Consider the following 12,665-nt stretch of genomic DNA (forward strand, 5'->3'; position numbering starts at 1 on the left):
GGTGCTCGCCGCGCGCGCCGAGGGCTGAGCGGGATCAGATGGCGTACTCGGCGTGGACGTCGCGGGTCCGCTTGTGCTCGAACCAGAACGACAGGAACGGGATCGTCCCCGCAAGCGCGGTGAGCAGCGTGCGCGTCGCGGGCCAGCGGGCCTTGATCGCCAGGTCCAGGGTCATGAACAAGTACAGGATGTAGAACACGCCGTGCGCCTGACCGATGTAGGTGAACCACTCGGGCGCGTCCGAGGAGTCGGCCAGGATGAGGTACTTGTAGATCATCTCCACGGTGAGCACGAGCAGCCACACACCGGTGATCCAGGCGAGCACGCGGTAACGCTTGAGCGCACCGGCGACCTTCCCGCCCGGGTCCGGCCTGCGGTTGTCGGTCTGCGGCGGGGTTGCGGCGGTCATGAAGCGGATCTCTCCTGGTGGTTGCCGCCGGCCGCCCGATCCTTCCGGGCCAGCTCGGCGAGATAGGCGTTGTACGCGTCCAGGCCCTCGTCACGGGCCCGGGCGTCCGCGGCGGGACGACGGGTCGGGAGCAGGTCGGCGGGGATCTCCGTCAGGACGCCGAAGCGGTCCCGGCCCGATCCGTTCTTCCCGGCGGCCGGCAGGTCCGCCGCGCGGGGGTCGGCCTCGTCGTCGTCATCGTCGTCGGTGCCCCGTGCGCCGGCGGTACCGTCCGAGGCGGAGGCCCAGTCGTCCTCGGCGGCCTCCATCCGGACGTACTTGAGGTACGCGTAGATGAGGAAGCCCCCGAGGAACGGCCACATGAACGTGTACCCGAGGTTCTGGACGGTGCCGCTGGCCTCCTGGTAGCGGGCGAGCTGCCACAGGCCCATCCCGATGCACACGATCGCGCCGAGGACGACGAACGCGATCCACGCCGGACGGTGCTTGACCGAGGACGGCGCCGGATCCGCGGACGCGGCCTCGTCTCCGGTCGCTCGGGAACTCAGGGTGTCGGACACGCCTCCACGGTACCGCTGACCACGCGGTAAGCTCATCTCGCCCGGTACCCCCGGGTGACGCGCCCGTGGCGGAATTGGCAGACGCGCTGGATTTAGGTTCCAGTGTCTACGGACGTGGGAGTTCAAGTCTCCCCGGGCGCACAGGTCTCTCCACTCGGATCGGGTGATCAGGATGTCGGGTGATGAGGATGAGCAACCGGACAGTCGCGAGGGCGGCGGTCGCGTCGGTGATCCTGGTGGCGTCGGTGATGAGTGGCTGCGCGGAGTCGGATCTCGCGGTGAACGGGGGACTCCCGTGGACGGACCCCCGTGGCGCGGCGCCGCTCGAGCCTCCGGCGGAACCGTCCCCGGTGGAGGAGCGGACGAACGCGCAGCGCAGCGAGAACGGGCTCCCGGCACTGGACGCGAGCGAGAAGCTCCGCGACAGTGCCTGTGCGAAGGCCGACGACATGATCGCGAGGGACTACTGGGCGCATCACGCGCCTGACGGCCGCGGCGGCCCGGGCACGTTCATCCGCGAGGCCGGCGTCGATTACCACAGGGCAGCGGAGAACCTCTTCTATTCGTCCACCGGCGGGCCCGACCCGGTCGCCCAGTGGATGCAGAGCCCGGGCCACAGGGAGAACATCCTCGACCCGGACTTCACCCGCGTGGGTGTCTGCATGCGGACCGCCGCCTACCAGGGCCTGCCGGAGGCGCATCTCTATGTCCAGCACTTCGCCACCCCGATGGCGGAGAGGTAGCCCGGGCCGCCGGCATGGGGCTCGTCGGCACGGGGGCTCGTCGGCGCCGGCTCGTCGGTACGGTGCGGGCATGTGGTTCGACAACTGGCCTGACGTTCTCCGCGTCCTGCTCGTCGGCGCCGCCGCCTACGCGTTCCTCGTGCTGGTGGTGCGGGTATTCGGCAAGCGCACCCTGACGCAGCTCAACGCCTTCGACTTCGTCGTCACCGTCGCGCTCGGTTCCACGCTCGCGACCATCATCCTCAGCTCCGACGTGTCCTGGACCGAGGGCGCGATCGCGATGGCGTTGCTCGTCGTCCTGCAGTACGCCGTCTCGCGGCTGAGGAGGTCGCGGGCCGGGCGGGCCGTCCTCACCGCCGACCCGACGCTGCTCGTGCGCGACGGCGTCTTCCTCGACGACCAGATCGCCCGCCACCGCCTCACCCACGCCGACATCCGCCAGACCATCCGCTCCTCCGGCATCGGCGACCTGGGCGACGTCGCGGCCGTCATCCTCGAGAACGACGGCAGCATGAGTGTCATCACCGGGTCGTCGCTGGGCGACGGATCCGTCCTCGAGGACGTCCCGGGGTGGGCGCGGCAGCACCGGGGCTGACGACGGCCGAGCCCGGCTGACCGCCGCCTCATCCCGACAGCGCGGCCAGCACGTCCTCGGCGATCTCGTCCGCCGGCTGCGAGATCGGGCAGAGCATCCCGTACTCGTCGGCCGCGAGCGGCTCCAGCGTGAGCACCTGCGACTCAAGGATCCGATCGGATGCGAAGTGGCCGCGGCGGGCGGCGAGACGGGCGGCGATGAGTTCCGGATCGGTGCCGAGCTCGACGAAGAACACCGGGCGGCGGACCTCGCGCAACACATCGCGATAGGCGCGGCGCAGCGCCGAGCACGCGACGACGAGGCCGCGGTCGGGCGCCGGCGCCTCCGGCCCGCGCGAGTGGTCGTGGTGCCTCATGCGGTCGCGGACCGCCTCCAGCCACGGCCAGCGGTCGTCGTCGGCGAGGGGTTCCCCGGCCGCCAGCTTCCGGATGTTGCGAGGGGGATGCAGGTCGTCGGCATCCACCAGCTCCGCACCCGCCCGATCGGCGATAGCCCGGGCGACCGTCGACTTCCCGGCGCCGGAGACCCCCATGACGACGATGTGCGGACCGGGCGTGTGCCCCGGCTCGTCGGCTGCCGAGCTCCTCGTCGTCGTCACCACCTCCCGAGGGCTCAGATGGTGAAGGCCAACGATCCGAGGATCGCCCGGCCCAGATCCTCGTCCCCGCTGACCTCCACGCCGTGGCCCGGCTCGGCGGTGATGCGGCCGGTCGTCGCACGCACGAAGGTCGCCGTGTCGAAGACCAGCTCGACGGTGGTCCGCGCGGCGTCGTCCACATCGGCGAGCCGCGCGCGTCCGTCGACGACGACGTCGGTGGCCAGCGGCAGATCCGCGTCGTCCTCACCGACGACGCGGAACCGGACACGCGACCCGTCGGGGGCGCCGGCGCCCTTCCCGACGATGCGCGGCAGGGCCCGCACGATCTCCTCGACGGCGAACCGCCCGGTGTCACCGCCGAGATGGTGCTTCATGCCGAGCGCCTGCCGGATGTCGTCCTCGTGGACCCAGCAGTCGAAGACCCGCACCCCCATGAAGCGGCGGTACGGCACGCGACCGACGGGGGAGTCCGTCTCCGCCTCGAGGTCCGCGGCGGACAGCTCCGCGAGCTGTTCCGTGCGCTCGGCGACGACCTCCCGGAAATCGGCGAACGCGTCCTCGACCGCCAGCGACCGGGCCTCCTGGACGAACTTCTCGTTGAGCTCACCGATCGGGTTGCGGACGTGCTCGCGCGCCGACTCCGGCAACTCGATGTCCGGGACCGGCTCGCCGGCGAGCATGTGCTCGGTGCCGGCGATGTGCGCCACGATGTCGCGCACGGTCCACCCCGGCAGCGCCGTCGCCGCCGTCCAGTCGTCCTTCTTCAGGCCCGCCAGCACCTCGTCGAGGCGCTTCCACTGCTGCACCAGGTGGCGCACCTCGACGGGTGCCGTGTCGCTCGACTCGCTGTCCATGCCGCCGAGGCTACTGGCGTCGCGCCCGGCCGGTGGACGATCGCGCGGGTAGCGTCGGGCGAGCAGCCGAGTAGTGCCCGGACCGAGCCGCCGGGCGACGACCCGCCCGGAGGCCCGACCGCATGCCGACCACCACGTCACAGAACGACCGCCCCACCCTGGCGATCCTGGGGGCCGGGGGTGATCTCACCGAGCGCCTCCTGCTCCCCGGCCTGGGCTCGCTCCTGGCGCGCGACCCGGAGCGGGACGTCACCGTCGTCGGCTCCGGCCGATCCGGTATGGACGACGACGAGTGGCGCGGACTCGTCCGGTCAGCGCTGCGCGAGGGCGGCTGCGGACCGGACCAGGCCGACCGGATCGCGGCGACGACTCGCTTCGTCGCCCTGGACGTCACGGACGCCGACGCGTTCGCCGACTTCATCGACGGGCTCGACGGCCCGGTGGTGCTGTACTTCGCCCTGCCCCCGGCCGTCACCGCCACGGCGTGCGAGGGACTGCGCGGCCGCCCACTCCGCGACGACGTACGGTTCGCGGTCGAGAAGCCGTTCGGCACCGACCTCGCCTCGGCCCGCGACCTCAACGCGCTGCTCCTCGACCTCGTCCCCGAGGACCGCGTCCACCGCGTCGACCACTTCCTCGGCGACGCGAACGTCCTCAACATCCTCGGAATGCGGTTCGGTAACCGGGTCCTGGAACCCGTGTGGACAGCCGAGCACGTCGAGCGCATCGACGTCGTGGCCGACGAGACCCTCGCCCTCGAGGGCCGCGCCGGCTACTACGACTCGACCGGTGCGCTGGTCGACATGCTCCAGTCGCACCTGCTGCTCGTGACGGCGCTGGTCACCATGGAGGCGCCCGCGCGACTCGACGCCACCGAACTGCACGACCTGCTCGCCACCACCCTCCGGTCCACCCACGTGTGGCGGGACGACCCGTCCGCGTGCTCTCGTCGCGCCCGCTACACGGCCGGCAGGGCGGGCGGCCGTGACGTCGTCGCCTACACCGACGAGGAGGGCGTCGATCCGTCGCGGGGGACCGAGACGCTCGCCGAGGTGGTGCTCGAGGTCCGGAACCAGCGCTGGGCGGGAGTGCCCGTCCGGCTCCGGTCAGGCAAGGCACTGGGTGAGGACTCGATGCGGGTGACGGTGACGTTCCGGCCGCCGCGACACGTCCCGGAGGCGTTCGCGGGCGAGGTCCCGCGGAGCCGGCTCACGATGGGCATCGCGCCCGGCCGGGTGGCACTCGACCTGACGACCAGCGCCTCCGGCGACAGTCTCGCGCTCGAGGACTCCCGCCTCGACACCGAGCTCGGCGACAGCGACCTGCTCCCGTACGGGGAGGTGCTCGGACGGATCCTCGACGGGGACCGGCTCCTCACCGTCCGCGGCGACGTCGCCGAGGAGTGCTGGCGGATCCTCACCCCGGTGATCGAGGCCTGGGAGTCCGGCGCGGTCCCAATGGAGGAGTACGAGGCGGGCTCGGACGGCCCGCCCACCCGGTACGGGGTCGAGGCCGGGAGGATCTCGTGACCGACTACGGGCATCCGCTCATGTTCGGCAGCTTCATCACGCCGACCAACTCCGACCCCGACCGCCCGGTCGCCCTCGCACAGCTCAGCGAAGCCGCCGGGCTCGACCTCGTGACCTTCCAGGACCACCCGTACCAGGCCGGCTTCCTCGACACCTGGACCCTGCTCAGCTACGTGGCGGCCCGCACCGAGACAGTGCACCTCGCCGGGAACGTCCTCAACCTGCCGCTCCGCCCGCCCGCGGTGCTCGCCCGCTCGGTGGCGAGCCTCGACCTGCTGTCCGGGGGACGCGTCGAGCTCGGCCTGGGTGCCGGGGCGTTCTGGGACGGCATCGCCGCGATGGGCGGTGAGCGGCTCACTCCGGGGGAGGGCGTCACCGCGCTCGAGGAGGGGATCGACATCATCCGCGGCGTGTGGGAGACCACCTCGCCCGGCCCGCTGCGTGTCGGAGGCGATCACCACCGGGTCGACGGCGCCCGGCGCGGTCCGGAACCCGCCCACGACATCGGGATCTGGCTCGGTGCCTACAAACCGCGCATGCTCCGGCTCGTCGGTCGGAAGGCCGACGGGTGGCTGCCGTCGATGTCCCATCTGAAGTCCCTCGCCGACCTCACCGAGGGCAACGCCCGTATCGACGACGCCGCGACCAACGCCGGACGCTCCCCGGCCGATATCCGTCGGATCCTCAACATCGGGCCCGATCTGAGCGCGGAACAGATCGCCCAGATCGCGCTCGACCACGGCTTCTCCGGCTTCATCCTCGGCTCCGACGATCCGGGCACGCTCCAGCGCTTCGGCGCCGAGATCGCCCCCGAGGCCCGCGAGCGGGTGGCCGCCGAGCGGGGAGGGACCGTCCGGCCCGCCTTCGAGCGCCCCGCGATCACCGTCCGGGGAGTGCGCCGGCTCAGCAGCCCCGACCCCACCGCCGAGCTCAGCGACATGATCGACCTCGCCGCCGTGCCCGACCGTCTCCGGGATCGCGTCATCACCCCGAGGGACGCGGGATACGCCGACGTCCGGTCCGGGTACATGTACACCGGCCGACCGGGCGCGGTGATCATGGCGCGCGACGTCGACGACGTCGTCTCCGCGGTCCGATTCACCGCCGGCCAGCCGGCGCCGTTCGCGGTCCGCTCGGGAGGACACGGCATGGGGGTGGAGGTCCGGCCGGGCGGAATCCTGCTCGACGTGTCCGGCCTCGACTCCATCGAGATCGTCGACGACTCCACCCGCCGGGTCCGGATCGGTGCCGGCGCGACCTGGGGCCACGTCGCCGCCGCCCTCGCCGAGCGCGGATGGGCCATGACGACCGGGAACTTCGGGGACACCGGCGTCGGCGGACTCGGGACCTCCGGCGGGCTCGGCTACATGGTGCGCAGATACGGGATGACGGTCGACCACATCGTCGCGGCCGACCTCGTCCTGGCCGACGGGACGATGGTGCGCGCCGATCCCGACGAGCATCCGGACCTCTTCTGGGCCGTCCGGGGCGGCGCCGGGCACATCGGCGTCGTCACCGCCCTCGAACTCGAGGCGATCGACCTGGGGAGCGGGGACGTCGTCTACGGCGAGTTCCTCTACGACGCCACCGACACCGGCGGTTTCCTCCGGTCCTGGTCGGACACCATGCGCGACGCCCCCCGCGAGCTGACGACGTTCGTCTCCATGCAGCGGGGACGCGGCGCCCAGCCGCCGATCGCCCAGCTCCAGGCCATCTGGGCAGGCGACGATGTCGACGCCGCCTCGGCCGGTCTCACGCCGCTTCTCTCGCTGGCCCCTGTGCTGCGACAGCAGGCGCAGGTCGTGCCCTACGCGGCGCTCGTGCCGCCGCTCGACCAGAGACACGTGGGGCAACAGACCATCCGGATGCGCAACGGATACGTCCGCGAGATGGACGACGCGACGGTCGACGCGCTCGAGGCGCTGCTCGCCGACGCGGCCGTGGCGCGCCTCGAGCTGCGCTCGGTCGGCGGGGCCGTGAACGACGTGCCGGCCGACGCGATGGCCTTCTCCCACCGCGACGCCGAGGTGTTCGCCGCGGCCTGGATGTTGCCCGGTCGAGAACGGCTCGTCGACGCCGCCTGGGCGCGGATGCGGCCCCACGTCGACGGTCTCTACATCGGCTACACCACCGAGACGGGGCCGCAGGTCACGCGCGAGGCGTACCGCTCGAACTTCGACCGGCTCGCCGGGATCAAGGACCGATACGACCCGCATGGTCTGTTCCGCCGTCTCTAGCGGGTCGCGGTGGGCGGCCGCCCCGGGACCGCGGGTCGCGGGACGACGACGGCCCCGGTTCCGCTCGGGAACCGGGGCCGTCTGTCTGTCCGGCCGGTCAGACCCTCCGCGACGCGCGTGCGGCGTTCTCCTCCGTCATGTCGTCGGGCTGCCGGACGAAGTGCGCGATGCTCAGTGCCAGGCCTCCCCAGATGACGAGCAGGAACAGCACCATCATGATGATCGCTGCGGTGTCCATGGTTCAGCCCTCGTTTCGGGTGGTCTCGGTACGGTTGCCGCGCGTACCGGTGCCGGCCGTGCGGGTCGCGCTGGCCGCGTCGGCCCGGACGGGGGAGCCCGACGCGTCGAACTGGTCCTCGTAGAAGGCGTCGCTTGGATCGTCGTCCGTCGCCGGCGGGCCGTCGAGGTGACGGGCCCCGCGCCAGGGCAGCAGGGACAGGATCACCGACAGCACCAGGATCGCGGCGATCATGCCCCAGCCCCAGACGCCGAGTACGGCGGCGTCGTAGCCCTCGTACGGCTCCGAGACCAGGCTGCGGATCTCGCCGAACAGCGCGTACGCCAAGACGAGCGGGGTGACGACCGCCATGCACACGATCCAGATGGGGCCGACCTTGAACGAAGAGACCGAGTTGAGGTGGTCGCGCAGGGTGGGACCCAGGCGCAGCGCGAACATCACCACGATGAGGGCGATGAGCGCGATGCCCACGATGCCGATGCTGTTGGCGAACTTGTCCAGGATGTCGAGGTTCTGCAGGCCCGTCTCGGTGGGCATGAGCAGGATCGACACGATGGCCATCGGGCCGCCGATCGCCAACGTTGCGGTGGTGCGGGAGACGCCGACCTTATCCTGGAAGGAGGAGATGACCACCTCGACGATCGAGATCATCGACGTGAGGCCGGCGAGGATGAGGCACGCGAAGAACACGACGCCCCAGATGGGCCCGCCGGGCATCTGTGAGATGAGCGCGGGGAAGGCGATGAACGCCAGGCCCGGCCCGCCGCTGACATCGTCCCAACCCGCACCCGCGGCGGAGGAGACCAGGAAGCCGAGGGTGGCGAAGACGCCGATACCGGCCAGGACCTCGAACGCGGAGTTGGAGAAGCCCACCACGAGACCCGAGCTGGTGAGGTTCGACCGGCGCTTGAGGTACGACGAGTAGGTCAGCATGATGCCGAAGCCCACCGACAGGGAGAAGAAGATCTGCCCGTAGGCGGCGATCCACACACCGGGGTCGGTCAGCACGCCCCAGTCGGGCGTGAAGAAGTTGTTGAGGCCGTCGGCGGCCCCCTCGAGGAACAGGGACCGGATGACCAGGGCCGCGAACAAGACGATCAACAGCGGGATGAAGATCTGAGCGGTCCGGCCGATGCCCTTCTGAACTCCCGCGATGAGGACGCCGAGAGTGAACAGCCATACAACGACCAACACGCCCGTGATGAGCGGCACGAAGTCCAGGCCGAAGCCGGACCCGGCGCGGAGGAAGTCCTCCGAGAAGAAGGTGGCGGTTTCCTCATAGGTCTCGCCCCAGCGGCCGTCGACGGAGAACCAGGCGTAGCAGGCCGCCCACGCGAGGATCACCGCGTAGTAGACGGCGATCACGAAGGACACCAACACCTGGATCCAACCGATCGGCTCGGCGAAACGGTTCATGCGGCGGAAACTCAGGGGAGCGGAGCCGCGGAACCGGTGGCCGATGGCGTAGTCGAAGAACAGCAGGGGGATACCGGCGGAGAGCAGCGCGACCAGATACGGGATGAGGAACGCGCCGCCGCCGTTGTCGTAGGCGACGAAGGGGAAACGCCAGATGTTGCCGAGGCCGACGGCGGAGCCGATGGCGGCGAACACGAAGACGGAGCGCCCCGAGAAGGCCTCGCGTCTCCTGGTACCGCCCGTGGCGGCGGGTGTGGACATGGATTCCTCCTCAGCGGGGGAGCGGGCGGGTTCAGGTCTGAGCCGTGCTCCGAGTCCCCTACTTCTAGTCGGACGGTTGCCATTTGGTGATCGAATCGACGCAAGTCGGGTACTCGGTCACGTGGCTGGTGTGATTAGGGTAATCCCATGAGGCACCAATTAGGAGGGCGGACCGCGAATCGGCTGCTCGTCGCCGCGGCGCTCGTGACGCTCACCGTCGGCGCGGGCTTCGTCGCCGCCTCCCCGCGGACGCTCGCGCCGGGCGGGCCGGCGGTTCCGACCGTGGTGGCGCCCGTCGAACCGGTGGCCGCGTCCGTACCGCCCCCGGCCGTCCTGACGCCCACGGACGTCGTGCGCGAGACCGGCCGGTGGTTCTCGCACGGGCGCACGCTTGAGCTCCGGCCGGACGGCACCGGTACGTTCGCCGTTTGGATGGGGGCGTTCGACGGTCACCTCGTGCAGCTGCGGCTGATCCCCGCGCCCGGGGCAGCGACCGTCGCCGAGGTCGTGGCGATCGACCGGGTGGGGGAGGGGGCGCTCGCGCCGGACGAGACGCCCGGTATCGGTGGCCTGGTCACCGTGTCGTTCGGGCGGGCCGCGCGGGCCGCCCACGTCGAGTGGTCGTCCGGGCCGCGCCGGTTGGCCGCCGATCTGTGCGCTGCCGAAGGGTTGGACGCGCGGGCCATGGAGGAGCTGCGCTGCGGCGCCTGATCGCGGCACGGCAGTGGCGACGCGTCGTCCCGTACCGGGTCGCGGGCGCGTCGGCAGCACACCCGTATGGGCTGGACGACACGCCCTGGTAGCCCGAGAGTCCCTGAAAAGATGTAACAATTCGATAACCGCGCAAACGCAGAACCTGAGGGTGGCCTCACCTGTAGATATGAGGCGCGCGTCATGTCTTTTTGTGGCGGGCATCACCGCCGCCGACCGACGGCTGACCCGCGATTCGGTCGGTCGTACCCCCGCAATCTGAGGGGCCCCTCAACTTTGTGTGGCAATCTGTGCGCTGCGCCGAAACCGGTCACCGATTCCGGCGATGTCCCTGACGCAGTGCCAAGGAGTTCCACACGTGACGATCGACGACCGCGACCTCACCCCCCGCCCGATCGAGACCGGGTTCGCGGCCCGTAGCGCCGCCCGCGCCCTCGCGGACGAACTCCGTGAGGGTACGGCCTATGCGCTCGCCTTCGGCGGGCAGGGGATCGCCTGGCGCGACGCGCTCAGCGATCTCATCGACGGCACGGGGATCGGGCCGGAGCTCCAGGACCTCGTCGACGCCTCCGTCGCCCTCACCGAGCCCGTCCATGACGAAATCGCGGTCGTGCGGACCCACGGCTTCCGGCCCATCGAGTGGGCCAACACCACCACCGGCGAGGACGAGGACGCGGCTGACCTGCCCGACGACGCCTCCCTGTCGGCCGCCGCGGTCTCCCTCCCCGCGGTCCTGCTCACCCAGATGGGTGCACTGCGCGCCCTCGCGGCCGAGGGCTTCGACGTCAACGACACCGCCCCGGCGGCCGTGGTCGGACACTCCCAGGGCGTGCTGGCCGTGGAGTCGGTGGAGACCTTCGGGTCCATCGACGACCGGCTGCTGGCCGTCGCCGAGCTCATCGGCGCCGCCGCCACCCTGGTCGGGCGGCGCGTGGGTCTGTTCCGCCGTGGCCAGGCCAGCCCCATGGTCGGGGTGTCCGGGATCGACGGCGAGGCCCTGCGATCGCTGGTCGACGAGCTGTTCTCGGACGTCGACGCGTCGATCCGCCCGTCGGTCTCCATCCGCAACGCGCAGCGCCGCCACGTCGTGGTCGGCCGACCGGACGACCTCGAGGACCTGCGTCGTCACTGCGCCGACCTCGAGGCCGAGTCGCGTCGTCGTCGCGAGGCAAAGCTCACCGGCGGCGAGGTCTTCGCCCCCGTCTTCGACCCGCTCGACGTGGAGGTCGGATTCCACCACCCGGCGATGGCGCCGGCGGTCGAGATCGTCTCCCGCTGGGCCCGCGCCTGCGATCTGGACGTCGAGCGCGCCGTCCACCTGGCGCGCCAGGTCTTCATCGAGCCGGTCGACTGGGTCGAGGAGATGGCCGAGGCCCTGCACTCCGGTGCCCAGTGGGTCCTCGACATGGGCCCCGGCGAGGCGCTGACCCGCCTCAACCGGTCCGTGGTCCGCGGTCAGGGCGTCGGCGTGGTCGCCGCGGCCACCCGCGGGGGCCTGCGCAACCTGTTCACCCCGGGCGCCACGCCGCCCATCGAGCGGCCGTGGACGGCGTTCCAGCCGCAGCTCATCACGCTGCCCGACGGCAGCGTCCACGTGGAGACGTCGTTCACCCGCCTCACCGGGCGCTCGCCGATCCTGCTGGCCGGCATGACGCCCACCACCGTGGACCCGCAGATCGTCGCGGCGGCGGCCAACGCCGGCCACTGGGCCGAGCTCGCCGGCGGCGGTCAGGTCTCCGAGGCGATCTTCGCCGAGAACACCCGCCGTCTGGCCGAGTTGCTCGAGCCCGGCCGCAGCGCCCAGTTCAACTCCCTGTTCCTCGACCCGTACCTGTGGAAGATGCAGGTCGGCGGCAAGCGCCTCGTCCAGCGGGCTCGGGCCGCGGGCATCCCCTTCGACGGCGTGATCGTCACCGCGGGGATCCCCGAGCTCGACGAGTCGGTGGCCCTCATCGAGGAGCTGACCGAGGCGGGCCTGCGGTACGTCAGCTTCAAGCCCGGCACCGTCGCGCAGATCCGCCAGGTCGTGCGGATCGCCGCCGAGGTCCCGCACATGCCCGTCATCGTCCAGGTCGAGGGAGGGCGCGCCGGCGGCCACCACTCGTGGGAGGACCTCGACGCCCTCCTGCTGTCGACCTACGGCGAGCTGCGCGAGCGCCCCAACGTCGTCCTGTGCGTCGGCGGCGGCATCGGCACCCCCGAGCGGGCCGCCGACTACCTCACCGGCTCGTGGGCCAATGCTCACGGCTACCCGGCCATGCCGGTCGACGGCATCCTCGTGGGCACCGCCGCCATGGCGACCCTCGAGGCCACCACCAGCCCCCAGGTCAAGCAGCTGCTCGTGGACACCACCGGCGTCGACGCCTGGGTGGGCGCGGGCCAGGCCGAGGGAGGCATGGCCTCCGGCCGTAGCCAGCTCGGCGCGGACATCCACGAGATCGACAACACCGCCGCGCGCACCGGACGCCTCCTCGACGAGGTGGCCGGCGACGCCGAGGCCGTGGCCGCCCGCCG

At 71.5% G+C, this 12,665-nt stretch carries 12 protein-coding genes and 1 tRNA gene; 7 read left to right on the forward strand and 6 right to left on the reverse strand.

Features of this window, described 5'->3' with window-relative positions:
- Positions 1 to 34: 34 nt before the first annotated feature.
- Both G6030_RS03500 and G6030_RS03505 read right to left on the reverse strand, forming a co-directional pair.
- Complete coding sequence (locus tag G6030_RS03500) at positions 35 to 409, reverse strand: DUF3817 domain-containing protein (protein ID WP_007630182.1); 375 nt, start codon at positions 407 to 409, stop codon at positions 35 to 37.
- Complete coding sequence (locus tag G6030_RS03505) at positions 406 to 969, reverse strand: hypothetical protein (RefSeq protein ID WP_007630183.1); 564 nt, start codon at positions 967 to 969, stop codon at positions 406 to 408. Before G6030_RS03505 ends, G6030_RS03500 begins: the two co-directional genes overlap by 4 nt.
- Positions 970 to 1,028: 59 nt before the next feature.
- Between G6030_RS03505 and G6030_RS03510 the strand changes: the two genes are divergently transcribed.
- From G6030_RS03510 to G6030_RS03520, 3 genes are all read left to right on the forward strand, one after another.
- Positions 1,029 to 1,110, forward strand: a tRNA-Leu gene (locus G6030_RS03510).
- Between the two features lie 47 nt (positions 1,111 to 1,157).
- A complete protein-coding gene (locus tag G6030_RS03515) occupies positions 1,158 to 1,712 on the forward strand; it encodes a CAP domain-containing protein (RefSeq protein WP_175285271.1) in 555 nt (184 codons plus the stop codon).
- A gap of 70 nt (positions 1,713 to 1,782) precedes the next feature.
- A complete protein-coding gene (locus G6030_RS03520; protein ID WP_007630185.1) occupies positions 1,783 to 2,307 on the forward strand; it encodes a YetF domain-containing protein in 525 nt (174 codons plus the stop codon).
- Between the two features lie 28 nt (positions 2,308 to 2,335).
- Here G6030_RS03520 and G6030_RS03525 read toward each other — a convergent pair whose 3' ends face one another.
- Complete coding sequence (locus G6030_RS03525) at positions 2,336 to 2,905, reverse strand: gluconokinase (RefSeq protein WP_007630187.1); 570 nt, start codon at positions 2,903 to 2,905, stop codon at positions 2,336 to 2,338.
- Positions 2,906 to 2,919: 14 nt separating this feature from the next.
- Positions 2,920 to 3,759 (reverse strand): maleylpyruvate isomerase family mycothiol-dependent enzyme, encoded by an 840-nt coding sequence (locus G6030_RS03530; protein WP_007630188.1) that lies wholly within the window; start codon positions 3,757 to 3,759, stop codon positions 2,920 to 2,922.
- A gap of 122 nt (positions 3,760 to 3,881) precedes the next feature.
- On the opposite strand from G6030_RS03530, the gene G6030_RS03535 reads away from it, so the two are divergent.
- Entirely contained in the window at positions 3,882 to 5,288 is a 1,407-nt protein-coding gene (locus G6030_RS03535) for a glucose-6-phosphate dehydrogenase (RefSeq protein ID WP_182642221.1), read from the forward strand.
- Positions 5,285 to 7,525: an LLM class flavin-dependent oxidoreductase gene (locus tag G6030_RS03540; RefSeq protein WP_182642222.1), complete on the forward strand. Its 2,241-nt coding sequence runs from the start codon at positions 5,285 to 5,287 to the stop codon at positions 7,523 to 7,525. The genes G6030_RS03535 and G6030_RS03540 overlap by 4 nt, the downstream gene beginning before the upstream one ends.
- 97 nt (positions 7,526 to 7,622) lie before the next feature.
- Here the strand turns inward: G6030_RS03540 and G6030_RS03545 are convergent, their stop codons facing one another.
- The gene (locus G6030_RS03545) at positions 7,623 to 7,763 is read right to left on the reverse strand and encodes a methionine/alanine import family NSS transporter small subunit (protein WP_007630194.1); all 141 of its coding nucleotides are present in this window, start codon (positions 7,761 to 7,763) and stop codon (positions 7,623 to 7,625) included.
- 3 nt (positions 7,764 to 7,766) lie between these two features.
- Positions 7,767 to 9,440 carry a sodium-dependent transporter gene (locus G6030_RS03550; RefSeq protein ID WP_131884927.1) on the reverse strand — a complete coding sequence of 558 codons (1,674 nt, stop codon included), beginning with the start codon at positions 9,438 to 9,440 and terminating at the stop codon, positions 7,767 to 7,769.
- A gap of 147 nt (positions 9,441 to 9,587) precedes the next feature.
- On the opposite strand from G6030_RS03550, the gene G6030_RS03555 reads away from it, so the two are divergent.
- Positions 9,588 to 10,151 (forward strand): hypothetical protein, encoded by a 564-nt coding sequence (locus G6030_RS03555; protein WP_182642223.1) that lies wholly within the window; start codon positions 9,588 to 9,590, stop codon positions 10,149 to 10,151.
- A 358-nt stretch (positions 10,152 to 10,509) separates the two neighbouring features.
- A partial coding sequence (locus G6030_RS03560; protein ID WP_182642224.1) for a fatty acid synthase subunit beta domain-containing protein occupies positions 10,510 to 12,665 on the forward strand: 2,156 nt, incomplete at its 3' end.

Source organism: Dietzia sp. E1 (assembly GCF_014145015.1).
GTDB lineage: Bacteria > Actinomycetota > Actinomycetes > Mycobacteriales > Mycobacteriaceae > Dietzia > Dietzia cinnamea_A.